The following is a 25,464-nucleotide window of genomic DNA, read 5'->3' on the forward strand; positions in this document are numbered from 1 at the left end:
GGAAGACAATGCAATTCACCATTCAGCGCGAAGCCCTGTTGAAACCCCTGCAACTGGTCGCAGGGGTAGTGGAACGTCGGCAGACACTGCCCGTGTTGTCCAATGTTCTGCTGGTGGTCGATGGTAATACCCTTTCGCTAACTGGCACCGATCTTGAAGTCGAGCTGGTCGGGCGCATCCAGTTGGAAGAGGCGGCCGAAGCCGGCGAGATTACGGTTCCGGCGCGCAAGCTCATGGATATCTGCAAGTCGCTTCCCGATGACGTCGCCTTGACGTTCAAGGTTGAAGAAAACAAGGCGCTGATCAAGGCCGGGCGTAGCCGCTTCACCCTGGCCACGCTGCCTGCGGCCGACTTCCCCAATGTCGAAGATGGCCCCGGGGCGATGAACTTCGCTATCGGCCAGAGCAAGCTGCGTCGCCTGATCGAACGAACCAGTTTCGCTATGGCTCAACAGGACGTGCGCTATTACCTGAATGGCATGCTTCTGGAAATCAATCGCGGGCAGCTTCGTGCGGTTGCGACCGACGGGCACCGCATGGCCATGTGCACAGTCGATGCCGGCATCGACTATCAGGATCGTTACCAGCTGATCGTTCCGCGCAAGGGGATTCTGGAGTTGGCCCGTCTCTTGGGTGAGGCGGACGATCTGGTGAACATCGTACTCGGCACACATCATATCCGCGCTACCACCGGCGACTTCACGTTTACGTCGAAGTTGGTGGACGGTAAGTTCCCGGATTATGAACGCGTGTTGCCGCGTGGCGGTGACAAAATCGTGCTCGCCGATCGGCAAACGTTGCGCAACGCCTTCAGCCGTACCGCGATTCTTTCCAACGAAAAGTATCGTGGCATACGACTGATGCTCAGCGACGGGTTGCTCAAGATCCAGGCGAACAACCCGGAGCAGGAAGAGGCCGAGGAAGATATCGCGGTGGAGTACGCCGGCTCAGCGTTGGAGATCGGATTCAACGTGAGTTATCTGCTGGATGTCATGAGCGTGTTGAGCAACGAGCAGATCAAGATAGTCCTGGCCGACGCCAACAGCAGCGCGCTGGTACAGGAATCGGAGACCGATGACAGCGTATACGTCGTCATGCCTATGCGCCTCTGATTCCTCTGCCATTACATGGCTCTGACACGTATCGACGTCACCGGTGTTCGCAACTTGCAACCGGTGACGTTGCACCCCTCTCCCCGCATCAACATCATTTCCGGCGCCAACGGTAGCGGAAAAACCAGCCTTCTTGAAGCTATCCATATACTGGGATTGGCGCGCTCCTTCCGCAGCACACGATTGCAACCTGTTATCCAATACGAAAAGCAGAGCTGTACCGTGTACGGTGAATTGCAGTCCGGCTCGTCCGCCAAGCATTCGCTTGGTGTCACTCGCGATCGCGAAGCCGATTATCAGATCCGCATCGACGGACGAACCGCTAATGCTGCCTCAGAGCTCGCGACCATCCTGCCCCTTCAACTGATCAATCCGGATAGCTTCCGTTTGCTCGAAGGTGCGCCAAAGCAGCGTCGCCAGTTCCTGGACTGGGGTGTGTTCCACGTGGAACATCAATTCCTGGCTACCTGGCAGCGGTTGCAAAAAGCCCTCAAGCAAAGGAATTCACTACTGCGCCGTGGTAGAATCGACCGGTCCGTTCTGGCGGTGTGGGACTCGGAGTTGGTGGCGGCCGGTGAACGGATTGACGCCTTTCGCCAGCATTATATATCCCGCCTGAAGCCGGTTTTTGAAGCCACCCTAGGGTCTCTGCTCGATCTGGAAGGGTTGTCGCTGAGCTACAACCGCGGCTGGGACAAGGACCGCACTCTACAAGCAGTGCTCGAATCGCAGCTGGATAGAGACGTACAGATCGGTCATACCCAGGCGGGACCGCAGCGAGCCGACCTGAGACTTCGTATTCGGGGCCTCAACGCAGTTGAAGTCCTGTCGCGGGGGCAGCAGAAACTGGTCGTTTCGGCGATGAAAATTGCTCAAGGCGTTTTACTCAAGGACCTGGGAAGAGGGTCGAGTTGCCTTTATCTAGTTGATGACCTGCCTTCCGAGCTCGATAAAAAGCACAGGGAGGCGCTATGTCAGCTATTGTCGAGCCTCGAATGCCAGATCTTTATCACCTGCGTCGAGGCGAGCCAGCTGCACGGCAGCTGGGATGGAGATACGCCGTTAGCCATGTTCCACGTGGAACATGGCCACATAATGCAGACCGAGTGATGTCTGAAGCGAGTATAAGATGAGCGAAAATAGAGCCTACGATTCCTCAAGTATCAAAGTGCTTAAAGGCCTGGATGCGGTTCGCAAGCGTCCCGGCATGTACATCGGGGACACCGATGACGGCACAGGTCTGCACCACATGGTGTTTGAGGTCGTCGACAATTCGATCGACGAAGCCTTGGCCGGTCACTGTTCCGATATCGACATAACTATCCATACGGATGAGTCGATAACGGTCCGGGATAACGGGCGAGGCATTCCTGTCGATATCCATGAGGAAGGCGTATCAGCGGCAGAGGTCATCATGACCGTACTGCATGCGGGCGGAAAATTCGACGACAACAGCTACAAGGTTTCCGGTGGTCTGCACGGCGTAGGCGTCTCGGTGGTGAACGCGCTTTCCGAAGTGCTGGTGCTCACCATCCGCCGAGAGGGCAAGGTGTGGGAGCAGAACTACAGCCACGGCGTTCCCCAGGAGCCGTTGAAAGAGGTTGGGGAGACTGATAGCACCGGTACCCAAATCCACTTCAAACCATCTGCGGAGACCTTCACCAGCATCGCCTTCAGTTGGGATATTCTCGCCAAACGGCTTAGAGAGCTGTCCTTCCTGAACTCCGGTGTTGGGATCAACCTTCGCGACGAGCGAAGCGGAAAACACGAGCTGTTCAAATATGAAGGTGGCTTGAAGGCATTCGTCGAATATCTAAATGTGAACAAGTCGACGATCAACTCCGTATTCCACTTCAATCTGCAACGTGACGATGGCATCGCCGTTGAGATCGCCATGCAGTGGAACGACAGCTTCAACGAAAGCATTCTGTGCTTTACCAACAACATCCCGCAACGAGACGGCGGTGCTCACCTGGCGGGCTTTCGCAGCGCCTTGACCCGGACGCTCAACAGTTACATCGAGCAAGAAGGCTTGTTGAAGAAGCTCAAGGTCAGCACGTCCGGAGATGACGCACGTGAGGGTCTGACTGCGATCATTTCAGTGAAGGTGCCTGATCCGAAGTTCTCAAGCCAGACGAAGGACAAGCTGGTTTCGTCCGAAGTAAAGACCGCTGTTGAGCAGGAGATGAACCGTTTCTTCTCGGATTACCTGCTGGAAAGTCCAAACGAAGCCAAGGCGGTGGTCGGTAAGATGATCGACGCCGCTCGGGCTCGCGAAGCAGCGCGCAAGGCGCGGGAAATGACGCGACGCAAGGGCGCGCTGGATATCGCCGGTTTGCCGGGTAAGTTGGCTGACTGCCAGGAAAAGGACCCTGCCCTTTCCGAACTCTACATAGTGGAGGGCGACTCTGCGGGCGGTTCAGCCAAGCAGGGCCGCAACCGCAAGACTCAGGCGATATTGCCGCTGAAGGGCAAGATCCTCAACGTGGAAAAGGCACGCTTCGACAAGATGCTGTCTTCTGCCGAAGTTGGCACGCTGATCACTGCGCTGGGCTGCGGTATCGGTCGCGAAGAGTTCAATATCGAGAAGCTGCGCTACCACAACATTATCATCATGACCGATGCTGATGTCGACGGCTCGCACATTCGCACGCTGTTGCTGACGTTTTTCTTCCGTCAGATGCCCGAGTTGATCGAGAAAGGCTACATCTATATCGCGCAGCCTCCGCTGTACAAGATCAAGAAAGGCAAGCAGGAGCAATATCTGAAGGACGACGAAGCGCTCGAAGAGTATCTGACTCAGTCGGCGCTGGAAGACTCGTATCTGTTCGTCAATGAAGACGCACCGGGAATAACCGGCGAAGGCCTTGAACGTATCGTTCAGGAATATCGCGGGGTGATGAAAACGCTCAAGCGGCTCGCGCGGCTCTATCCGCAGGAGCTGATGGAGCACTTCATTTACCTTCCGCGTCTGACGGTCGATAACCTGGCCGACAAGCCGTTCATGGACGAGTGGGTCGGCCGCTTTGAAGCGATGATCAAGGCGACCGAGCGTTCCGGGACCTATTATGCAGTAAGCCTGCGTGAAGACCGCGAGCGTCGCCTCTGGCTTCCGGAGGTCGAAACAGTGTCGCATGGCTTGTCCAGCTACCATACGTTCAACCGCGATCTGTTTGCCAGCAACGACTATCGCACCATGGCCGAGCTGGGCGAGAAACTGCAAAGCCTGCTCGAAGATGGCGCCTATATGCAGCGCGGCGAGAAAAAGAAGCCGATCACGCATTTCAAAGAAGGTCTGGACTGGATGATGAACGAGACCGCTCGGCGTCATACCATCCAGCGCTACAAAGGTCTGGGCGAAATGAACCCTGATCAGCTGTGGGAGACCACCATGGATCCCGAGAGCCGGCGCATGCTGCGCGTCAACGTCGAAGACGCGATTGCTGCGGATCAGATCTTCAACACGCTCATGGGCGACCATGTGGAACCGCGTCGCGACTTCATTGAAAGCAATGCATTGGCAGTCTCCAACCTGGACGTCTAAGCCCACCCAGGCAAGCAGCAAAAGAAACCCGGCGTAAGCCGGGTTTTCTTTATTTATCAGGCGCTTGCATATCTCATATCATAGCCTTTCGCTCGATTTCCAGGGTTTCGCCTGCGCCGCGCGTCGGACCCGGGAAACTCGTGCCCCCTCGCCTTTCTAAGTCGTATACGACTTGATTAGGGGAAGCCAGCGTGCGAATCCATCATCTTAACTGCGGTTGCATGTGCCCGTTAGGCGGCGCGCTTTTCGACGGACATAGCGCCGGCACGACGGCTCAACTGGTCTGCCATTGCCTATTGATCGAGACCGCGCAGCACGGGCTGGTCTTGGTTGATACCGGGTTTGGCATGCAGGACGTCGCCAACCCAAGGCAGCGCTTGAGCGACTTTTTCATCGGCTTCAACAACATTCAGTTCAACCACCGTTACACCGCCATACAGCAGATCCTCAACCTGGGCTTCGACCCGGCCGATGTTCGACATATCGTGCTAACACATTTGGATTTCGACCACGCGGGTGGGCTGGAAGACTTTCCTCAGGCGAAGGTTCACGTGATGCAGCGCGAAATCGACGCCGCTCGAACCGCCAGTGGTTTTCGCGACCTGCGACGTTATCGCCAGGCGCAATGGGACGAGGTGAGTGATTGGCAGTTTTACCAGCCACAGGGGGAAGGCTGGTTTGGGTTCGAGGCGGTACGTGAGCTATCCGGCCTCCCGCCGGAGATTCTGTTGATACCGCTTGCCGGACACACCGAAGGACATGCAGGTGTGGCCATCGATAGCCCTGAGGGCTGGCTGCTGCACGCGGGTGACGCGTATTTCTACCACGGCGAGGTGGGCCAGCCGGAGCGTGACTGCCCGCCGGGCATGCGCTTCTACCAGACCATGATGGAAGTCGACCGAAGCCAGCGGCTGGGGAACCAGAAGCGGCTGCGCGAGCTCTCTCTGACGCATGCCGACCAGGTCACCCTGTTCTGCAGTCATGACGCTACGGACCTGGAGCGCATGCGACGTCGCCGAGTATGGGCCTAGGGCTGCGTCGAAGGGGTGCCTAGCGACTCCAGCGCCTGGTTGACCCAGTTTTCGGCCTGCCGGTTGACCTCGACGATCGAGCGCGGATCCGGCCCTTTCGGGTAGATCGCCGGGCCGATCATTACCGTCACCTTCCCTGGTCGTTTGCCCCAACCGGCCTTGGGCCAGAATTCGCCGGCGTTATGGGCGACCGGCACGACCGGGGCCATGTTCGCGCATGCGAGCGCGGCGCCGCCACGGGAGAATTTGGCGGGCTGCCCCGGCAACACACGTGTGCCTTCGGGGAACACCAAAATCCAGATGCCTTCCGCGAGCCGCTCCCCGCCCGCTTTGCTGAGCTGCTTCAGCGAGTCGCGCGCATTGCTGCGGTCGATGGCAATCGGCCGAGCCAAGGCGAAAGCCCAGCCAAAGAACGGCACGTACAGCAGCTCTTTTTTGATCAAGGTCGTCTGCGGAGAAAACACCTGCTGCAGGAAAAAAGTCTCCCAGGTGCTCTGGTGATTGGCCAAGACGACGCCGGGCTGGTTTGGAATGTTTTCGCGACCAGTCACCTCGTAGCGGATGCCGACGATGTGCCTGGTCAACCAGACGGCGAACCGGCACCACCGGTTCACAATCAGATAGTACCGCCAGGGATAGGGCAGGAACGGGGCGATAACAAGCATCAGCAGGCCCCAGATGCCGGCGCTCGCGGAGAGCAGAAGGTAAAATAGAACGACACGCGCAAACATCATGCTTTGTTGTCCAGAAGGTGTTCGGTCACAGCTGCCAGATCGTCGAAAATCTGCGTCCTTTCTGGGAGCGCCTGGGTTGCGGTTTTACGACCTTTACCGGTCCGTACCAGGTAGGGCTGGCAGCCTAGCGCAGCGCCGGCCTGCAGATCGCGCAGGCTATCGCCTACGGTCGGTACGCCGTCGAGCGGCACGCCGTAATACTCTGAGATCTGCTTGAATAATCCGGATAGGGGCTTGCGACAGTCGCAGCCGTCATCCGGACCATGCGGACAGTAGACGATCATCCCCAGTCGGCCGCCCGCCTGCTCGATCATCGAACGCATCTTGTCGTGCATGGCTTCCAGCGTGGCGACATCGAACAGGCCGCGGGCCAACCCGGACTGGTTGGTGGCAACGCAGACCGTCCACCCGGCGCGGGTGAGCCGGGCTATGGCGTCGATCGAGCCGGGGACGTCGATCCACTCACCAGCCGTTTTGACGAACTCTTCCGAGTCCACGTTGATCACGCCGTCGCGGTCGAGAATGATCAGTTTCATACGATCAACCGAGCAGCGAAATATCGGCCACGCCGAGGAACAACCCGCGCAGCCGCGCCAGCAATGCGTATCGGTTGGCCTTCACCGCATCGTCTTCCACGTTGACCATCACCTGGTCGAAATAGGTATCGACCGGCTCGCGCAACGTAGCCAGGGTTTCCAGCGTGCGCTGATATTCCCGCTGCTGCGTCAGCGGAGCGATGGACTGCTCCGCATGTTGAATCGAGGCAGCTAGTGCCTGCTCGGCGCCTTCCTGCAACAGCGTCGGATCGATCGCTTCGCTGATGCCCATTTCAGCCTTGGCGAGAATGTTCGATACCCGCTTGTTCGCCGCAGCCAGCGCTGCGGCATCCGGTAGCCGGCGAAACGCCTGAACGGCCTGTACCCGCTGATCGAAGTCCAGCGGCGAAGCGGGAGCCACAGCACGAACCGCCTGATATACCGCTACGTCGATGTCCTCGTCTTCGTAGCGCGCACGCAGCCTGTCGAAGATGAAGTCCTGCACCTGTGCAACCAGCCCGTCCTGCGTGACGCGGTCGCCGTACTGCTCGACTGCGTTCTGCAGGGCACCGTGCAGGTTCAGCTCAAGCTGCTTCTCGATCAGGATGCGCAGCACACCCAGCGCCGCGCGGCGCAGCGCATAGGGATCCTTGCTGCCGGTGGGCAACATGCCGATGCCGAAGATGCCGACCAGCGTGTCGAGCTTGTCGGCCAGTGCTACGGCGGCACCGGTCAAGGTAGTCGGCAGTTCAGCGCCGGCGCCGCGCGGCATGTACTGCTCGTTGAGAGCGAGCGCGACGTCGTCGGCCTCGCCGTCGTGACGGGCGTAGTAATAGCCGGCAATGCCCTGAAGCTCGGGAAATTCGCCGACCATTTCGGTGGCCAGATCGCACTTGCTGAGGAGGCCGGCGCGGGCGGCGCGCTCGGCATCGCCACCGATCTGCGACGCGATGGAAGCGGCCAGCTGCGACACCCGTACCGCCTTGTCGTAGACGCTGCCGAGCTGCGCCTGAAACACTACGTTGGCCAGACGCTGATTGCGCGTCTCGAGCGGCTGCTTCTGATCCTGTCGATAGAAGAACTCGGCATCGGTCAGGCGAGGCCGTACGACCTTCTCATTGCCGGAAACGATCTGCGCCGGATCGTCGCTTTCGATGTTTGCCACGGTGATGAAGCGCGGCAACAGGCGGCCGTTGGTGTCGAGCAGGCAGAAGTATTTCTGGTTGTCCTGCATGGTGGAAATCAGCGCTTCCTGCGGCACGTCGAGGAAGCGTTCCTCGAAGCTACAGACCAGCGGCACCGGCCATTCGACCAGCGCAGTCACTTCATCCAGCAGGTCGTCAGGGATGATCGCCTTGCCCTGTTGTTCCGCGGCAAGCTGCTCCACGCGGGAACGGATCATCTCGCGACGCTCGGCGAAATCGGCAAGCACCGAGGCTTGGCGCAGGTCTTCGGCATAGCTGGCGGGCGAGCCGATCTGCACCGGGTCGGGATGATGGAAACGGTGACCGCGCGAGTCGCGGCCCGAGCGCTGGGCAAGGATTTCCGCGGGGATAACCGTCTCGCCCTGCAGCATCACCAGCCACTGCGTGGGCCGCACGAATTCGGTCTTGCGATCAGCCCAGCGCATGCGCTTGGGGATCGGTAGCGCAGCCAGCGCAGCATCGACGATGCCCGGCAGCAGCTCGCTGGCCGGCTGACCGGGAATATTCTGCACGTAACGCAGCTTCGGGCCGCTGCGATCAAGCTGGTCGACTTCCACGCCACATTTGCGCGCGAAACCCAGGGCAGCCTGAGTCGGCAGACCATTAGCGTCGAAAGCAGCCTGTACGGGCGGTCCATCCGTCTGGCTGGTGCGGTCGGGCTGCTGGGTGGCCAGTCGCTCGACCAGCACAGCCAGACGGCGCGGCGCAGCGTAATAGCGAGCCGCTTCGTAGGCCAGGCCTGCGTCGCGCAGTCCGGTCTCAACGCCCTGCAAGAAGGCTTCAGCCAGACGTTTCAGTGCTTTCGGGGGCAACTCTTCGGTGCCCAGCTCTACCAGAAAATCCTGTGCCTGCATCATTCGGCCTCCTTCAGTTTGGCCAGTACTTCGTCACGCAATTCGGGTTTGGCCATGGGGAAGCCGAGTCGGGCGCGGGCATGCAGATAACTCTGCGCGATCGAACGCGCCAGGCTGCGTACGCGCAGGATGTAGCGCTGACGCTCGGTCACCGAGATCGCACGGCGGGCATCGAGCAGATTGAAGGTGTGCGAAGCTTTGATCACCATCTCATACGCTGGCAGCGGCAGGTCGGCGCTCATCAGGCGGTTCGCCTCGCCCTCGTAGAAGTCGAACAGCTCGAACAGCTTTTCGACGTTGGCGTGCTCGAAGTTATAGGTCGACTGCTCCACCTCGTTCTGGTGGAACACGTCGCCGTAGGTGACCTTGCCGAACGGGCCGTCGGAATACACCAGGTCGTAGACCGAGTCGACGCCCTGAAGATACATGGCCAGGCGCTCCAGGCCGTAGGTGATCTCACCGGTGACGGGATAGCATTCGACTCCACCCACCTGCTGGAAATAGGTGAACTGCGTGACTTCCATGCCGTTGAGCCAGACTTCCCATCCCAAACCCCAGGCACCGAGGGTCGGCGACTCCCAGTTGTCCTCGACGAAGCGGATGTCGTGCACCAGCGGATCCACACCGATATGCCGCAGCGAGTCCAGGTACAGCTCCTGGATGTCCTCGGGATTGGGCTTGAGCACTACCTGGAACTGATAGTAGTGCTGCAGGCGGTTGGGGTTCTCGCCGTAACGGCCATCAGCGGGGCGGCGGCTGGGCTGGACGTAGGCCGCGTTCCAGGTTTCCGGGCCGATCGCGCGCAGAAAGGTGGCGGTGTGGAACGTACCGGCGCCCATTTCCATGTCATAGGGTTGCAGGATCACGCACCCCTTCTCTGCCCAGTAGTTTTGCAGGGCCAGGATCAGTCCCTGGAAGGTGCGCACGGCTGGATTGTTGTGAGTCACGTTTTCACCCGGTGAGGCTTCGAAGAAGGCGGAAGTATACAGTTAGAACACGCCGGCATACATAAAGCGCGCCAATTGCACGAGGTGTTCTGCCAGACTTTGCCGGTTCGGCCCTGAGGGGTATAACCGGACGATCAATGCCACGAGGAGATATCACATGCCCGAAAGTCCGCCAGCCGGAGTGGTTCGCTGTCAGTGGTGTTCCAGTGACCCGGTCTATCAGCACTACCATGACACCGAATGGGGCGTGCCCGAGTACGACGCGCAGAAACTGTTCGAGAAGCTGCTGCTCGATGGCTTCCAGGCGGGCCTGTCTTGGATCACCATCCTCAAGAAGCGTGATCGCTACCGCGAGGTCTATCGCGGCTTCGACCCGCGGTTCATGGCCGATCAGGACGATGACGTGTTGCAAGCGCTCCTGCAGGACCCGGGCATCATCCGCAACCGGCTGAAAGTCTACGGTGCGCGGCAAAACGCCCGAGCCTGGCTGCAGCTCGGGCAGGAGACGGACCCAGGGAAGTGGTTGTGGCAGTTTGTCGGAGGGCAGCCGAAGGTTAACCATTTCCAGAGCTTTGCCGAGGTGCCGGCGATCACCCGCGAAGCAGAAAATATGAGCCGGGCGCTACGCAAGGCCGGTTTCACCTTCGTCGGGCCAACGATCTGCTATGCCTTCATGCAGGCGACGGGAATGGTCATGGACCATACCGCTGACTGTTTTCGTTATGCAGAGCTCAGCTGATGCCAGGTCGCGGGCGGAGCGGATGCGCTTTACAATGGCGTTTTCTGCCATCTGGAGTAACGCGTGGAGCGGTTAAAGGGCGCAATCATCGTCGGCTTTCTCAAGCTTTTCTCGCTACTGCCGTTTTCGTTGGCGCAACGCCTGGGTGCTGGCGTGGGCTGGCTGATGTGGAAACTGCCCAACCGGTCCCGTGATGTGGTGCGCATCAATCTCGAGCACTGCATGCCGGAGCTCTCGGAAACCGATCGTAGCGACCTGGTACGTCGCACGCTGCTCGACACTGGCCGCAGCTTCGCCGAGAGCGCCTGCGCCTGGATGTGGCCACCGCAGAAGACGCTCAGGCTGATCAAGGAAGTGGAAGGTGAGCATCTGCTGGAAGAGGCGCTTGCCGCCGATACGGGGCTGGTATGCATCACCAGTCACCTGGGTAACTGGGAAGTGCTCAATCATTACTACTGCTCCAAATGCTCGCCGATCATTTTCTATCGCCCACCCAAGCAGAAGGCGGTGGATGATTTGCTCAAGCGTCAGCGCAGCCAACTGGGCAACAAGGTCGCCGCTTCGACCCGTGAGGGCATCATCAGCGTCATGAAAGAGGTACGTCGCGGCGGCGCGGTGGGGATTCCTGCCGATCCGGAGCCGGCACTCAAGAGTGGCGTATTCGTGCCCTTCTTCGGTGTGCAGGCGTTGACCAGCAAATTCGTCCCCAGCATGCTCAAGAACGGTCAGGCACGAGCCCTGTTCCTGCATTGCGTGCGGCTACCAGATAACTCCGGATTCAAGGTGATACTGGAAGCGGCGCCCGAGGGGCTTTACAGTAGCGATGAGACCGAGGCGGTAAGCGCCATGAGCGCAGTGATTGAACGCTATGTGAGACGTTGGCCCAGCCAGTACATGTGGTCGATGAAGCGCTTCAAGAAGCGGCCACCCGGCGAGAAGAAGTGGTACTGACCCACCCCAACCAGAAGGACCTGTGCCGTGGCCAACCAGCGACAGTATCCGCGCACTGCGATGCGTTGCCGCATCAAGATCAGTCATCCGCAGATCGGTGAGGTGTTCGGCTTCACGAGGGATTTGTCGGACGGCGGCGTCTTCGTCGAGAACGCCGACCTCGCCGGGCTTGCCCCAGGTACCAAGGTGCAAGGCCAGGTACAGGACATGCCCATCGAGGCCCCTATTCTGGCGATGCAGATCCAGCGAGTGATCCCCGGGGAAGGCGCCGGCATGGCGTTCCTCGACGAAGACCCGATCTGACCTAGCGCCGCCAGAACATCGGTGTCAGCAGCACCAGCAGGGTGAACACTTCCAGACGCCCGAGCAGCATGGCGAAGCTGAGGATCCATTTAACCGTCGCCGTCAGCCCACCGTAGTGTGCGGAGACCTCGCCCAACCCCGGGCCGAGGTTGTTGATACAGGCGGCCAGCGCCGAGAACGCGGTAACGAAGTCCAGGCCGGTGCCGAGCAGGATCAGAAACAGCACGGCGAAGGTGAACACGTACACCGCGCAGAATCCCCATACCGCTTCGACTATCCGGTCCGGCACGGGCTTGCCGCCCAGCTTGACCGGGAAAACGCCGTGGGTATGCAACAGCCGCTTGATTTCGCGCGTGCCCTGCTTGTACAGCAGAATCACGCGAATCACTTTCATCCCGCCCCCGGTAGAGCCGGCGCAGGCCCCGATGAAGCTGGCGTAGAGCAGCAGGAATGGCAGCACCGTTGGCCAGGCCGAGAAGTCTGTCACGCCAAAGCCGGCGGTGGTGGCGATGGATACCGTTTGGAAGGCGCTATAGCGGATCGAGGTCCAGACGTCGAAATACTGGAAATGGATCAGAAACACGCAGCAGATCAGGAACAGGCCGAGCAGAATCAACAGGTAGGTCCGGCACTCCACGTCGTGCCAGTAGTTTTTCAGCGAGCGGAAGCGCCACGAGAGGAAGTGCAGGGCGAAGTTGATCCCGGAAATCAGCATGAAAATGATGCAGATGAACTCGATAAGCGGACTATCGAAGTAACCGATACTCGCATCGTGGGTGGAAAAGCCGCCGATCGCCACCGTGGAAAAGCTATGGCCGATCGCATCGAACAGCGTCATGCCTGCCGCCCAGTAAGCCAGGGCGCACGCCAGGGTCAGCCCGGCGTAGATATACCAGAGCACCTTGGCGGTTTCGGCGATACGCGGGGTGAGTTTGTTCTCCTTCAGCGGACCGGGCATCTCCGCACGATACAGCTGCATGCCGCCGACACCCAGCAATGGCAGGATCGCCACCGCCAGCACGATGATCCCCATGCCGCCGAACCATTGCAGCTGCTGTCGGTAGAACAGCAGCGCGCGGGGCAGCGTGTCGAGGCCGGTGATGACCGTCGCCCCGGTAGTAGTCAGTCCCGAGAAGGATTCGAACACCGAATCCGCCACGCTGAGGTCCGGCAGCTCCAGCAGGTACAGCGGCAGCGCCCCGAACAGGCCGAGAACCAGCCAGAACAACACCGTTATCAGATAGCCGTCGCGGGTCCGCAGCTCGTTGCGCTGGCGGCGCACCGGCAACCACATGAGAAAGCCGACCAGGGCAGTCACTGCGAAGCCGACCAGGAAGGCTTCACGCGCCTGTTCTCCGTAGAACCAGCCGACGCCTGCCGAGGGCAGCATGCTGGTGGAAAACAGCATGAGCAAAATGCCGAGGATCCGCTGGATTTGCGAGTACTGCATGGGGCGCTTACCTGTGCCTGATCAGAAAAAGGTCAACCCGACCTGGAACAGCCGTTCGACGTCGCGGATGTGTTTCTTGTCGATCACGAAGAGAATCACGTGGTCGTCAGACTCGATCACCGTCGAATCGTGCGCGATCAATACCTGCTCATTTCGGACGATGGCACCGATGGTCGTGCCCGGCGGGAGGTCGATATCCCGAATAGCCTTCCCGACCACTTTCGAGGAGCGCGCATCGCCGTGCGCGACGGCCTCGATCGCCTCCGCTGCACCGCGGCGCAAGGAATAGACGTTGACGATATCGCCCCGGCGCACGTGCGCGAGCAGCGTACCTATGGTTGCTTGCGACGGGGAAATGGCGATGTCGATCTCCCCGCCTTGCACCAGATCGACATACGCCGGATTGTTGATCAATGCCATGACCTTGCGTGCACCAAGCCGCTTGGCCAGCATCGCCGACATGATGTTGGCTTCGTCATCGTTGGTGACGGCACAGAAGATGTCGGCTTCCTCGATGTTCTCTTCTATCAGCAGCTCGCGGTCCGAAGCGCTGCCGTGCAGCACCACGGTGCGGTCGAGATTCTGCGAGAGATAATCGGCACGCGCCTTGTTCATTTCGATGATCTTGACCTGATAACGGGTCTCGATCGCCTCGGCCAGGCGCTCGCCGATGTTGCCACCGCCAGCGATGACGACGCGCTTGTGGTTCTTTTCCAGCCGGCGCAGCTCACTCATCACTGCACGGATGTCAGGTGTGGCGGCAATGAAGAACACTTCATCGTCGGCTTCGATCACCGTGTCGCCCTGCGGCAGGATGGGTCTGTCTTTGCGGAAGATTGCCGCTACCCGCGTATCCACGCCAGGCATGTGCTGGCGCAGAAAGCGCAGCTCCTGACCGACAAGCGGCCCGCCGTAGAAGGCGCGTACCGCCACCAGCTGTACCTTTCCTTCGGCGAAATCCAGCACCTGCAAAGCGCCGGGCGTTTCGATCAGACGCTTCACGTAGGTGGTCACGGCCTGCTCGGGGCTGATCAGGACGTCGATCGGCACCGCTTCGTTATGGAACAGGCCGCCACGGGTCAGGTAGGCCGACTCGCGTATCCGGGCAATTTTCGTCGGTGTGCGAAACAGGGTGTAGGCCACCTGGCAGGCGATCATGTTGGTCTCGTCGCTGCTGGTCACGGCGATGAGCATGTCGGCATCGTCCGCGCCGGCCTGACGCAGAACGGTGGGGAACGAGCCACGACCGACGACGGTACGAATGTCCAGCCGGTCGCCGAGTTCGCGCAGACGGACCGCATCGGTATCGATCACCGTTATGTCATTGGCTTCGCTGGCCAGCTCTGCCGCCAGGCTGCCGCCCACCTGCCCCGCGCCGAGGATGATGATTTTCATGAAATGCTCGTCTCCTTGTTGGCAGCAGTGTAGCCGTCGTGCCTGCCGCTGGCGGCGATCTTGATCAGTTTGGCCAGGTAGAAGCCGTCATGACCGCCCGGCTGCGGTAGCAGCTGGCGACCGCACGGCTGGGCTATACCGAACGCAGCGGCAATGGGCAGTTCGCGGGCGCCCGGTTCGCGTTCGAGGAATGTCTGGATGACCTCACTGTTTTCCTGCGGCAGGATCGAGCAGGTGGCGTAGACCAGGATGCCGCCCACCGCCAGGGTCTGCCACAACCGATCAAGCAGCTCGCCCTGTAGCGCGGCGAGGCGGTCGATATCGTCTGGCTGGCGCGTAAGTTTGATGTCCGGATGGCGGCGGATCACGCCAGTGGCCGAGCAGGGCGCATCGAGCAGGATGCGGTCGAACGGCTGCCCATCCCACCACTTCGCCAGATCGCGCCCGTCGGCGGCAACCAGCGAGGCGTGCAGACGCAGGCGCTGAAGATTCTCGCGTACCCGTTCCAGGCGCAGCGGTTCAGCGTCCAGTGCGACCAGCTCGTCGAGATCATCTCGCTGTTCGAGGATGTGTCCGGTCTTGCCGCCCGGCGCACAGCAGGCGTCCAGTACACGTTGACCGGCCGAGCTTTCCAGAAGCGGTGCGGCGAGCTGCGCCGCTTCGTCCTGTACGCTGACATGACCTTCGGCGAAGCCGGGCAGCAGCTGTACATCGCAGGGCTCTCCCAGCGTTACACCGGATGGACTGTAAGGCGCCGGATGCGCGGTGATACCGGCTTCTTTCAGCCTGGCCAGATAGGCCTCCCGAGTGCCGTGCCGGGCATTGACGCGCAAGGTCATTGGCGGATGCAGGTTGTTCGCTGCGCAGATATCCAGCCACTGCTCAGGCCAGTCGGCCTTGAGTCGCTTCTGCATCCAGCGCGGATGCGCGGTGACCACTACCGGGTCGCGTTCCAGGGTCGGCAACCGCTCATCTGCTTCGCGCTGTGCACGGCGAAGCACGGCATTAAGCATGCCGCGCGCCCACGGCTTTTTCAGGGCATTGGCTGCGCTGACGGTTTCGCTGATGGCGGCGTGGGCCGGGATACGCATGTATAGCAGTTGATAGAGCCCGACGAGGAGTAATGCCTGTAGCTCGACTTCGGCCGGCTTCAGCGGCTTGTCCAGAAGGCTGTTGGCGAGAATGTCCAGCCGCGGCCACCAGCGTGCGGTGCCGAAGGCCAATTCCTGGGTGAGTGCCTGGTCCCGGGCGGCTACGTTGCGCAGTTGCGGCGGCAGGCTGCTGCCGAGCGAGGCTTTGCCTGCACTTACCGCGGCGAGCGCACGGGCGGCTGCCAGCCTTGGATTCACAGGCCGTTGTCCAACAGGCTACCGACAACAAACTGATCGCGTCGGGCGTTGTACAGGTCGGCGAAGTCCAGAGGCTTGCCGCCGGGCAGCTGCAGGCGGGTCAGACGCAGTGCCTGGTCGCCGCAGGCGACGAGAAGGCCGGCCCGGCTGCAGTCGAGAATCTGCCCGGGTTGGCCTGTTCCGGTTTCCGGCTTGGCCTGCCACACCTTGAGCGGCTGGTCCTGCCAGCGCGCATGGGCCAACGGCCAGGGATTGAAGGCGCGGATCAGGCAGTCGAGCTCATCGGTACGACGCGACCAGTCGATGCGCGCATCGGCCTTGCCCAGCTTATGGGCGTAGGTGGCCTGCGTATCGTCCTGCGGCTCGCCCTGCAGCGAGCCGGCGGCCAGTCCGTTGATCGCTTCGACGACCGCCGGCGGGCCGAGCTCCGCCAGACGGTCATGCAGAATGCCTCCGGTGTCGCTGGGGCTGATGGGTGTAGCTACCTTGAGCAGCATTGGTCCGGTATCCAGACCGGCCTCCATCTGCATGACGGTCACCCCGCTCTCGGCATCGCCGGCTTCGATGGCGCGCTGAATCGGCGCGGCGCCACGCCAGCGCGGTAACAGCGAAGCATGGCTGTTGATACAGCCGAGCCGGGGGATATCCAGCACGGCCTGCGGCAGGATCAACCCGTAGGCCACAACCACCATAAGGTCCGGCTTCAATGCCGCCAGTTTGGCCTGGGCGTCCGGATCACGCAGCTTCTCCGGCTGGTACACCGGCAGATCGTGTTGCAGGGCAAGCTGCTTTACCGCGCTCATGGCCAGCTTGTGGCCACGGCCGGCGGGGCGGTCAGGCTGGGTGTACACGGCTACGATATCGAAGCCGGCGTCGAGCAACGCTGCCAGGTGAGCGGCGGCGAACTCCGGGGTCCCGGCGAATACCAGGCGAAGGCGGTCGGGTGTGGCGTGCTGAAGCTTCATGGGCATCCGTAGAAAAAAGGCTTGCCGAAGCAAGCCTTGCGAGTTTATCCGATGCTCAGGCGCTGGCCTGCTGCTTGTGCAGCTTTTCCAGCTTCTTGCGGATGCGATCGCGCTTGAGGTTGGAAATATAGTCGACGAACAGCTTGCCGTTCAGGTGATCACACTCGTGCTGGATGCACACCGCGAGCAACCCTTCGCAAATCATCTCGAACGGTTGCCCGTCTCGACCCAACGCCTTGACGCGAACACGTTCGGGCCGGGTGACGGTTTCGTAGAAGCCGGGCACGGACAGACAACCTTCCTGCATCTCTTCCAGGTCTTCGGTCAGCGGCTCGAACTCGGGGTTGATGAAAACCAGCGGCTCGCTGTTGTCTTCGGACACGTCGATGACCACCACGCGCTCGTGGACGTTCACCTGAGTTGCAGCCAAACCAATCCCTGGCGCGGCGTACATGGTCTCGAACATGTCGTCGACCAGTTGCCGGATGCGGTCGTCCACCGCGACGACGGGCTTTGCGATGGTACGCAGGCGCGGGTCGGGGAATTCCAGAATATTCAAAATAGCCATGTCGGTTTGTGATGCATTTGTGGAATGGAAATTAGTTGTGCTGCTAAGATTGAGCAGCTTGGAAATAAGCGGGTCTGCTATACGTACTCTGCCAAGGACCCGGGGTGCTGGCCTACATAATAAAGGGATTCGTGTCATGAGGAAAACATTACTCGGCCTCCTGCTGCTCGGAGTGAGCGTTTGGGCCCAGGCCCAGGAGTCCGCGTTCAGGGAAGGTCATCCTGAAAGCTACCAGGTGGTCAAGGGCGATACGCTGTGGGATATCGCCGGGCGCTTCCTCAGTCTGCCCTGGAAATGGCCGGAAATCTGGCACGCCAATCCGCAGATCGACAACCCCCATCTGATCTACCCTGGCGACATCATTTCGCTGGTCTACGTCGATGGACAGCCGCGCCTGACCGTTAACCGCAGGGCCGGCGGCACCATCAAGCTATCCCCCACCGTACGCGCCAAGCCGATGGCCGAAGCTATCCCGACCATCCCGCTGGAAGCAATCAACTCGTTCCTCAACGCCGGGCGCATTCTGGACAGTGCCGAGCCGCTGGAAACCGCTCCGTACGTGATCGGCGGCGAAGCCGAGAGCGTTGTTGCCGGTGCCGGTAACCGGGTTTACGCGCGCGGCGAAATCGAGGAAGGAATTCCGGCTTTCGGCATCTATCGTCGTGGCAAGGCATACTCCGATCCGGAAACCGGCGAGCTGCTGGGTATTCATGCACAGGACATCGGCAACGCCGAGGTCGTCGCTACCGAAGGCGACGTCACTACCCTCAATGTGACCCGCAGCCGCCAGGAAGTGCGCATCGGTGACCGTCTGCTGAAGACCGAAGAACGTCCGGTGTCCTCGACCTTCTTCCCCACCGACCCTGATCAGGAAATCAACGGTCTGATCGTTGACGTGCCCAACGGTGTGACCCAGATCGGTCAGTATGACGTGGTGTTGCTCAACAAGGGCGAGCGCGATGGCCTGAAGGAAGGTACCGTGCTGGCGATCTACAAGACCGGCGAGATCGTCCGTGACCGCGTGCAGAATGAGCGTGTTCAGCTGCCCGACGAGCGTGCCGGTTTGCTGATGGTGTTCCGCGCATACGAGAAGATGAGCTACGGCATCGTGCTGAATGCGCGTCGTCAGTTGGCAATCATGGACAAGGTCCGCAACCCCTGATGTATCTGGGCGCCGCCACCGCTGGCGGCGCCCTTCCCTTCGATCAAGGATGATCCATGTCTACCCTGTCCGGGAACCGGCAGGCCTGGTTGGCCCTTTCCATGCTCGACGGTCTGGGACCCAAGGGCGTCAGACAACTGCTCGATACGCTTGCCTCACCCACCGATCTCTTCGAACTCGATATCACCAGGCTGCGTTGCCTCGGCTTGCATAACCGCGTAGTTGCCAGCGTGTTGCGCTACCGCCAGGGTGACGCGGATCTCCAGGCGCGTATCGATTCCTCGATTGCCTGGTCGGAACAGCCTGGCAATCATCTCGTCTGGTTGCAGCATCCCGCCTACCCTGCTTTGCTCAAGGAAATAGCCGACCCTCCGCTGCTGCTCTACGTGCGTGGCCAGCTCGACATACTTGGCGACCCGCAACTTGGAATGGTTGGCACACGTAACCCCGGCCCGCATGGGGCGGCAACGGCGCATGATTTCGCTCGTTGCTTCACCGAGCAGGGCCTGCTGGTCACCAGCGGCATGGCACTAGGTATCGATGGAGCCTGCCACCAGGGTGCGCTCGCTGCTGGCGGGCCGACCATAGCCGTGTGGGGCACGGGTTTGCAGCGCTGCTACCCGCACCGGCATCGATCTCTCGCCGAAGCCATCGTCGACAAGGGCGGCGCGCTGGTTTCCGAAATGCCACCGGACGCCGGGCCCCAGCCCGGGCAGTTCCCGCGCCGCAATCGCATCATCAGTGGTCTGTCGCTGGGTACGCTGGTGGTCGAAGCCAGTCTCAACAGCGGATCGTTGATCACCGCACGGCTGGCGCTGGAGCAGAACCGCGAAGTGTTCGCCATGCCCGGCTCGATTCACAATACCCAGGCGCGCGGTTGTAACAAGCTCTTGCGCGAGGGCGCGCATCTGGTGGAGACGGCTGCGGACGTGCTGGGTGTGCTGCGCGTGCCGCTGCGTCAGGCCTTGAGCGAGCAGCCCTTGTCGTCGCCCGAGTCGAGTCATCCTCTATGGCCCTGCCTGGGCTACGATCCGCTGACTGCCGATCGGCTAAGTCTGGAAAGCGGAATGCCGGTACATCAGGTGCTGCAGGGCTTGCTGGAGCTCGAGCTGGAGGGGCTGGTTCAGCAGACTGCTCAGGGTTATACACGCGTCCGGCCTTGAGCGCGCAGGCTGCCTCGGCTACTGTCGCAGTCAAACGAGACAAGCGAGGGTACCTATGCTGGCAACGTGGCGCGCACGACAGGTCGACCGAATCCTCCATGCTGGTGGCGTTATCGCCTATCCGACCGAAGCAGTGTGGGGCCTGGGCTGCAATCCGTGGAAAGCCGATGCCGTCGAGCGCCTGCTGAACATCAAGCAGCGGCCGGTAGAAAAGGGCGTGATTTTGGTTGCCGGCGATATCGAACAGTTCGACTTTCTGCTGTGGGATCTGCCCGACGCGCAGTTGGCACGGCTCAGACTCTCCTGGCCGGGGCCCAACACCTGGTTGGTGCCGCATGAAGGGCGCCTGCCGACCTGGATCACCGGTGCCCACGACACGGTAGCCCTGCGGGTCAGTGCACATCCGCTGGTACGCCAGCTGTGCGACGTCGCCGGCCCGCTGGTATCGACCTCCGCCAACCCTGCCGGGCGCCCGCCTGCCCGCTCGCGTCTGCGGGTCGAGCAATACTTCCGTGGCATGCTGGACGACGTGGTCACCGGCCCATTGGGCGGTCAGCGCAATCCCAGTATCATCAGGGACGTTCGGACCGAACAGATCATCCGCCCGGGCTGACCGCCCGGGTCGGCTCAGTCACGCGCGGCGCTGCCGCCAGGAGAGCAATGTGAACCGGAACATGACCGACACCATCGACGTCGGGGCGGTGAAAACCTATCTGATGGATCTTCAGGACCGCATCTGTGCGGCATTGGAGGCTGCTGACGGTCACTCCCGGTTCAAGCAGGACACCTGGTCGCGCGCCGGCGGCGGCGGTGGGCGATCGCGCATCATCGAGAACGGCGGTCTGCTGGAGAAGGGCGGTGTTGGCTTCTCCCACGTATTCGGAGATGGTATGCCGCCCTCGGCGACTGCACATCGTCCGGAGCTCGCCGGGCGACACTTTCAGGCCATGGGCGTATCGCTGGTGATGCATCCGCTTAACCCGCATGTGCCGACTTCGCATGCCAACGTGCGCTTCTTCATCGCTGAGAAGGATAACGCCGATCCGGTATGGTGGTTTGGCGGCGGGTTCGACCTGACTCCTTACTACGCACGGGAAGAGGACTGCGTGCACTGGCACCGAGTCGCCCGCGATGCCTGCGCGCCCTTCGGCGACGAGGTCTATCCACGCTTCAAGGCTTGGTGCGACGAGTATTTCTATCTCAAGCATCGGCAGGAAGCCCGAGGCGTCGGCGGCCTGTTCTTCGATGACCTCAATCAATGGGGTTTCGAGCGCAGCTTCGCGTTTCTCCGGGCAATTGGCGACGCCTATCTGCAAGCCTACCTGCCGATCATCGAGCGTCGCCGCAACGAGCCGTTCAACGAACAGCAAAAGGAGTTTCAGGAATATCGGCGGGGACGTTACGTCGAATTCAACCTGGTGTATGACCGCGGCACGCTCTTTGGACTGCAATCTGGAGGACGCACCGAGTCGATCCTGATGTCCCTTCCGCCGACGGTGCGCTGGGGTTACAACTGGCAACCCGAAGCAGCTAGCGAAGAAGCGCGGTTGGTCAACGAGTTCCTGCCGGCAAGAGACTGGCTCGCGGGAGAATCCTGATGGATCGTTACGCGGTTATCGGCAACCCGATCGCACACAGCAAGTCGCCGCTGATACACCGGATGTTCGCCGAGCAGACTGGGCAGGCGCTGACCTATGAGGCGCTGCTGGCGCCGCTCGACGACTTCGCCGGGACGCTGCGCGGATTCCTGGCCGACGGGCACGGGGTCAATGTCACTGTCCCGTTCAAGGAACAGGCCTGGGCGCTCGTCGATTCCCATAGCGCTGCTGCAGAGCGCGCCGGGGCAGTGAACACCATCCTCCGCCAGGCCGACGGCTCATTGCTTGGCGACAACACCGATGGCCGCGGCCTGGTGCGGGATCTGCAGACCAATGCCGGGATCAAGCTACGGGGCGCCCGTATCCTTTTGCTGGGCGCCGGCGGTGCTTCCCGCGGCGTGATCCAGCCGCTGTTGGCGGCGCGCCCAAGCCAGTTGTGCGTGGTCAATCGCACGGTGGACAAGGCCGAACAGCTGGCCACGCTCTTCAATGATCTGGGGCCGATCAGCGCTGCCGGCCTGCACTGGCTCGAGGAATCGGTTGATCTGATCGTCAACGCCACCTCGGCCAGTCTCGGCGGTGAAGTGCCGGCAATCTCACCCAAGCTGATCCGGCCCGGGCATACCGTCTGCTACGACATGATGTACGCCAGTGAGCCTACGGCGTTCAATCGCTGGGCAAGCGAGCATGGTGCGGCGCGCTGTGTCGACGGCCTCGGGATGCTGGTCGAACAGGCGGCCGAGGCGTTCGAACTGTGGCGCGGCGTCAGACCTGAGACGGCACCGGTGTTTGCTGCGCTTCGTCGGAACTGACCGGGCGCAGCGCAGCAGCCAGCTCCCGAGTCAGTTGCAGCGCCGCGTCGACGCCGCTACGTATGAGACAGTCGACCAGCGCTGACCCGACGACCACTCCCTCGGCGACCGATGCAACGGCTGTTACCTGTGCGGGTGTGCGGATACCGAAGCCGACGCATACCGGCAGGTCACTGTGCTGCTTGATTCGCTGAACAGCGCGTTGCACCTCTCCGACCTCGGCCGCGCCGGCGCCGGTCACGCCGTTGACCGACACGTAGTAGACGAAGCCGCCGCGCCCATTCAACACCCTGGGCAAACGCAGATCATCAGTGCCCGGAGCCGCCATTGGCAGGATCGCAAGGCTGTCGCCCGCGGCAAAATTCCCTAGTTCGTCCGCATGTTCAGCCGGCAGGTCGACGATCAGCAAGCCATCTACGCCTGCCGCGCGGGCGTCCTGGACAAAGGCTTCGCTGCCATAGCGGTGGATAGGGTTGTAATAGCCCATCAGCACCAGCGGTGTCCGACTGTCCTGCTCGCGGAACGTGCGGACCTGGTCGAGTGTTCCGCGAAGGGTCTGCCCCGCACGCAATGCCCGTTGGGTCGCCGCCTGGATAACCGGGCCATCGGCCATCGGATCGCTGAACGGCATGCCCAGCTCTATGATGTCGGCACCGGCCGCAGGCAAGGCCCGCAGCATGGCCAGGCTGGTGGCTGGATCGGGGTCGCCGGCGCAGAGGTAGGTAATCAGCGCCGAGCGACCTTCCTCGCGCAGGTCGGCGAAGCGTTGTTGCAGGCGATTCATGCGGTCTCCTCCATTAGCTTGAGTACAGTGGGCATATCCTTGTCACCGCGGCCGGACAGGCAGACCACCATGACGTGGTCCGCCGGCAGTTGCGGCGCCAGCCGAATCGCCTCGGCCAGTGCGTGAGCGGTTTCCAGCGCCGGGATAATCCCTTCCAGCCGACAACATTGATGGAAGGCGTCCAGCGCCTGCGTGTCGGTCACTGCGGCGTATTCAACCCGGCCGCACTCGTGCAGCCAGGCATGCTCGGGGCCGATGCCGGGGTAGTCGAGGCCGGCGGAAATCGAATGCGCATCGCGGATCTGGCCATCGTCGTCCTGCAGCAGATAAGTGCGATTGCCGTGCAGCACACCCGGCTCGCCCCCCTGCAGGCTGGCGGCGTGTCGCCCGGTGGCCAAACCGTCGCCGGCCGCTTCGACACCGATCAAGCGCACGTCGCGGTCATCGAGGAAGGGATGGAAGAGACCCATGGCGTTGGAGCCGCCACCGATGCAGGCCACCAGACTGTCAGGCAGCCGGCCGGTACGGGCTTCGCACTGCGCGCGCGTTTCGCGGCCGATGATCGACTGGAAGGTGCGCACCATCAGCGGATAGGGGTGCGGGCCTGCTACGGTGCCGATCATGTAGAAGGTATCGTGGACATTGGTGACCCAGTCGCGCAGCGCCTCGTTCATCGCGTCCTTCAACGTGCCGGTACCGGTGGTGACCGGAACGATAGTCGCCCCGAGCAGGCGCATCCGCGCGACATTGTCACGCTGGCGCTCGATATCGGTGGCACCCATGTAGACGACGCAAGGCAGGCCAAAACGCGCGGCCACCGTGGCCGCGGCCACGCCATGCATGCCGGCGCCGGTTTCGGCGATGATGCGGGTCTTGCCCATGCGCCGAGCCAGGAGCGCCTGGCCGATGCAGTTGTTGATTTTGTGCGCACCGGTATGGTTGAGATCTTCACGCTTGAAGTAAATCTGCGCACCGCCAAGCTTTGCAGTCAGGCGTTCGGCGAAGTACAGCGGGTTGGGCCGGCCGACGAATTCGTTCTCGAAGCGCCGCAGCTCGGCAACGAAATCAGCATCCTCGATGGCCGCTTCGAATGTCTTGGCGAGATCCACCACCAGCGGCATCAAGGACTCGGCGACGAAACGGCCGCCGAAGCGGCCGAATAGACCATTGATGTCAGGACCGATGAAATCTGATTGGAATGCGTGCATAGCTAACTCCTCTTCGATGCCGTCACCCTAAGCACTTCTCTTGGCGAAAAAAATCGATAAGATGGCTGTAACCTGTGAGGAAAACTGACATATGCCACGTGACATGCCTTCGCTTAATGCGTTGCGAAGCTTCGAAGCCGCGGCGCGTCTGGAAAGTGTAAGCCGTGCCGCTGACGAGCTGAACGTCACGCATGGCGCTGTAAGCCGGCAATTGCGCAGTCTTGAAGAGGAGCTTGGCGTCGCGCTGTTCGAGAAGTCAGGTCGCGGCCTCAAACTCACCGATTCAGGACGGCGGTTGCGCGACGCCTGCGCGCAGGCCTTCGGCGATCTGCGCGACGCCTGCACCGCCGTCCGGCAGGCGCAGGCCCAGGCACCGTTTCTCCTCGCCTGCCCCGGCAGCCTGCTGGCGCGCTGGTTCATTCCCCGACTTGATCGGCTCAACCGCGAGCTTCCCCAGCTCAATCTGCATCTGTCTGCCAGCGAAGCAGAGCTGGACCCGCGCCGCCCGGGCGTCACCGCTACCTTGCTTTTCGCCGCGCCGCCCTGGCCCGCCGACCTCGTAGCCTACCCGCTGCTTGCCGAGCGCATCGGACCGGTGTTCAGTCCCAGACTGCCCAGTGCGCAGCGTCTTCAGGGCAGTCCTGCCGAAGCGCTGCTCGGCGAACCGCTCCTGCACACCACCTCGCGTCAGACGGCCTGGCTGGACTGGGCCACCAATACTGGTCTCGATCCGGCCCATCTGCGGCAAGGACAGGGCTTCGAGCACCTTTATTACCTGCTTGAGGCCGCCCTGGCCGGGATTGGTGTGGCCATCGCGCCAGAGCTCCTGGTGGCGGACGACATCGCCGCCGGGCGGCTGGTCGCTCCTTGGGGTTTCGTTGACACCGGCAATCAGCTCGCATTGCTGGCAGCGTCCCGCCAGCCTCAGACTTCGATCGATCAGTTGGCGCAATGGCTGGCAGCGAACCTTGGCATACGGCAATCTGATTGATAACAATTGCTATTTAAGATACATTTTCCTGCTCATTTCCCAGCTCGCCGCGCACCCGTCGCC

General features: G+C 61.4%; 24 protein-coding genes. 13 read left to right on the plus strand and 11 right to left on the minus strand.

Features of this window, described 5'->3' with window-relative positions; translation table 11 throughout:
* Positions 1–8 precede the first annotated feature (8 nt).
* The 4 genes from dnaN (at position 9) to BLT85_RS14685 (ending at position 5,687) form a co-directional block, all read left to right on the plus strand.
* A complete protein-coding gene (dnaN, locus tag BLT85_RS14670) occupies positions 9–1,112 on the plus strand; it encodes a DNA polymerase III subunit beta (RefSeq protein ID WP_093396296.1) in 1,104 nt (367 codons plus the stop codon).
* A 15-nt stretch (positions 1,113–1,127) separates the two neighbouring features.
* Positions 1,128–2,222: a DNA replication/repair protein RecF gene (gene recF, locus BLT85_RS14675; RefSeq protein WP_093396298.1), complete on the plus strand. Its 1,095-nt coding sequence runs from the start codon at positions 1,128–1,130 to the stop codon at positions 2,220–2,222.
* A gap of 19 nt (positions 2,223–2,241) precedes the next feature.
* The gene (gyrB, locus tag BLT85_RS14680; RefSeq protein WP_093396301.1) at positions 2,242–4,656 is read left to right on the plus strand and encodes a DNA topoisomerase (ATP-hydrolyzing) subunit B; all 2,415 of its coding nucleotides are present in this window, start codon (positions 2,242–2,244) and stop codon (positions 4,654–4,656) included.
* Positions 4,657–4,847: 191 nt separating this feature from the next.
* Complete coding sequence (locus BLT85_RS14685; protein ID WP_093396304.1) at positions 4,848–5,687, plus strand: MBL fold metallo-hydrolase; 840 nt, start codon at positions 4,848–4,850, stop codon at positions 5,685–5,687.
* Here the strand turns inward: BLT85_RS14685 and BLT85_RS14690 are convergent.
* The 4 genes from BLT85_RS14690 to glyQ are packed head-to-tail and all read right to left on the minus strand — an operon-like array spanning position 5,684 to position 9,963.
* Positions 5,684–6,421 (minus strand): lysophospholipid acyltransferase family protein, encoded by a 738-nt coding sequence (locus BLT85_RS14690; RefSeq protein WP_093396307.1) that lies wholly within the window; start codon positions 6,419–6,421, stop codon positions 5,684–5,686. The two genes, BLT85_RS14685 and BLT85_RS14690, sit on opposite strands and share 4 nt — an antisense overlap.
* Positions 6,418–6,957: a D-glycero-beta-D-manno-heptose 1,7-bisphosphate 7-phosphatase gene (gene gmhB / locus BLT85_RS14695; protein ID WP_093396309.1), complete on the minus strand. Its 540-nt coding sequence runs from the start codon at positions 6,955–6,957 to the stop codon at positions 6,418–6,420. Before gmhB ends, BLT85_RS14690 begins: the two co-directional genes overlap by 4 nt.
* Before the next feature lie 4 nt (positions 6,958–6,961).
* Positions 6,962–9,016: a glycine--tRNA ligase subunit beta gene (glyS, locus tag BLT85_RS14700; protein ID WP_093397806.1), complete on the minus strand. Its 2,055-nt coding sequence runs from the start codon at positions 9,014–9,016 to the stop codon at positions 6,962–6,964.
* Positions 9,016–9,963: a glycine--tRNA ligase subunit alpha gene (gene glyQ / locus BLT85_RS14705; protein ID WP_093396312.1), complete on the minus strand. Its 948-nt coding sequence runs from the start codon at positions 9,961–9,963 to the stop codon at positions 9,016–9,018. Before glyQ ends, glyS begins: the two co-directional genes overlap by 1 nt.
* Positions 9,964–10,144: 181 nt before the next feature.
* Between glyQ and BLT85_RS14710 the strand changes: the two genes are divergently transcribed.
* From BLT85_RS14710 to BLT85_RS14720, 3 genes are all read left to right on the plus strand, one after another.
* On the plus strand, positions 10,145–10,702 hold the full coding sequence (locus BLT85_RS14710) for a DNA-3-methyladenine glycosylase I (RefSeq protein WP_093397808.1): 558 nt from the start codon (positions 10,145–10,147) through the stop codon (positions 10,700–10,702).
* A gap of 63 nt (positions 10,703–10,765) precedes the next feature.
* Positions 10,766–11,653, plus strand: coding sequence for a lysophospholipid acyltransferase (locus tag BLT85_RS14715; protein ID WP_093396315.1), 888 nt, complete (start codon positions 10,766–10,768; stop codon positions 11,651–11,653).
* A gap of 27 nt (positions 11,654–11,680) precedes the next feature.
* On the plus strand, positions 11,681–11,956 hold the full coding sequence (locus tag BLT85_RS14720; RefSeq protein ID WP_093396318.1) for a PilZ domain-containing protein: 276 nt from the start codon (positions 11,681–11,683) through the stop codon (positions 11,954–11,956).
* A 1-nt stretch (position 11,957) separates the two neighbouring features.
* Here the strand turns inward: BLT85_RS14720 and BLT85_RS14725 are convergent, their stop codons facing one another.
* Genes BLT85_RS14725 through def form a run of 5 tightly spaced genes read right to left on the minus strand, consistent with a single transcriptional unit; the run spans position 11,958 to position 17,683 of the window.
* Positions 11,958–13,406, minus strand: coding sequence for a TrkH family potassium uptake protein (locus tag BLT85_RS14725; protein ID WP_093396321.1), 1,449 nt, complete (start codon positions 13,404–13,406; stop codon positions 11,958–11,960).
* A 21-nt stretch (positions 13,407–13,427) separates the two neighbouring features.
* Positions 13,428–14,801 (minus strand): Trk system potassium transporter TrkA, encoded by a 1,374-nt coding sequence (trkA, locus tag BLT85_RS14730; protein WP_093396323.1) that lies wholly within the window; start codon positions 14,799–14,801, stop codon positions 13,428–13,430.
* Positions 14,798–16,150, minus strand: coding sequence for a 16S rRNA (cytosine(967)-C(5))-methyltransferase RsmB (gene rsmB, locus BLT85_RS14735; protein ID WP_093396326.1), 1,353 nt, complete (start codon positions 16,148–16,150; stop codon positions 14,798–14,800). Before rsmB ends, trkA begins: the two co-directional genes overlap by 4 nt.
* On the minus strand, positions 16,147–17,115 hold the full coding sequence (fmt, locus tag BLT85_RS14740; protein ID WP_093396329.1) for a methionyl-tRNA formyltransferase: 969 nt from the start codon (positions 17,113–17,115) through the stop codon (positions 16,147–16,149). Before fmt ends, rsmB begins: the two co-directional genes overlap by 4 nt.
* Before the next feature lie 55 nt (positions 17,116–17,170).
* The gene (gene def / locus BLT85_RS14745; RefSeq protein ID WP_093396332.1) at positions 17,171–17,683 is read right to left on the minus strand and encodes a peptide deformylase; all 513 of its coding nucleotides are present in this window, start codon (positions 17,681–17,683) and stop codon (positions 17,171–17,173) included.
* Between the two features lie 136 nt (positions 17,684–17,819).
* Here def and BLT85_RS14750 point away from each other — a divergent pair, with 136 nt between their 5' ends.
* The 5 genes from BLT85_RS14750 to aroE all read left to right on the plus strand — a co-directional run bounded on the left by BLT85_RS14750 (position 17,820) and on the right by aroE (position 22,418).
* Positions 17,820–18,845 (plus strand): LysM peptidoglycan-binding domain-containing protein, encoded by a 1,026-nt coding sequence (locus tag BLT85_RS14750; protein ID WP_093396336.1) that lies wholly within the window; start codon positions 17,820–17,822, stop codon positions 18,843–18,845.
* 56 nt (positions 18,846–18,901) lie between these two features.
* Positions 18,902–20,008, plus strand: a complete 1,107-nt coding sequence (dprA, locus tag BLT85_RS14755) for a DNA-processing protein DprA (protein ID WP_093396339.1) — start codon at positions 18,902–18,904, stop codon at positions 20,006–20,008.
* A gap of 55 nt (positions 20,009–20,063) precedes the next feature.
* The gene (locus BLT85_RS14760) at positions 20,064–20,621 is read left to right on the plus strand and encodes an L-threonylcarbamoyladenylate synthase (protein ID WP_093396342.1); all 558 of its coding nucleotides are present in this window, start codon (positions 20,064–20,066) and stop codon (positions 20,619–20,621) included.
* Between the two features lie 61 nt (positions 20,622–20,682).
* On the plus strand, positions 20,683–21,606 hold the full coding sequence (hemF, locus tag BLT85_RS14765; protein ID WP_093397810.1) for an oxygen-dependent coproporphyrinogen oxidase: 924 nt from the start codon (positions 20,683–20,685) through the stop codon (positions 21,604–21,606).
* Complete coding sequence (gene aroE, locus BLT85_RS14770) at positions 21,606–22,418, plus strand: shikimate dehydrogenase (RefSeq protein WP_093396345.1); 813 nt, start codon at positions 21,606–21,608, stop codon at positions 22,416–22,418. Before hemF ends, aroE begins: the two co-directional genes overlap by 1 nt.
* Here aroE and trpA read toward each other — a convergent pair.
* Both trpA and trpB read right to left on the minus strand, forming a co-directional pair.
* Positions 22,372–23,202 carry a tryptophan synthase subunit alpha gene (gene trpA / locus BLT85_RS14775; protein ID WP_093396348.1) on the minus strand — a complete coding sequence of 277 codons (831 nt, stop codon included), beginning with the start codon at positions 23,200–23,202 and terminating at the stop codon, positions 22,372–22,374. The two genes, aroE and trpA, sit on opposite strands and share 47 nt — an antisense overlap.
* Positions 23,199–24,410, minus strand: a complete 1,212-nt coding sequence (gene trpB / locus BLT85_RS14780; RefSeq protein WP_093396351.1) for a tryptophan synthase subunit beta — start codon at positions 24,408–24,410, stop codon at positions 23,199–23,201. The genes trpA and trpB overlap by 4 nt, the downstream gene beginning before the upstream one ends.
* Before the next feature lie 91 nt (positions 24,411–24,501).
* On the opposite strand from trpB, the gene BLT85_RS14785 reads away from it, so the two are divergent.
* Positions 24,502–25,401, plus strand: coding sequence for a LysR family transcriptional regulator (locus tag BLT85_RS14785; RefSeq protein WP_093396354.1), 900 nt, complete (start codon positions 24,502–24,504; stop codon positions 25,399–25,401).
* The last annotated feature ends 63 nt before the right edge of the window (positions 25,402–25,464 follow it).

Source organism: Halopseudomonas xinjiangensis, from assembly GCF_900104945.1.
In the GTDB taxonomy this organism is placed as follows: domain Bacteria; phylum Pseudomonadota; class Gammaproteobacteria; order Pseudomonadales; family Pseudomonadaceae; genus Halopseudomonas; species Halopseudomonas xinjiangensis.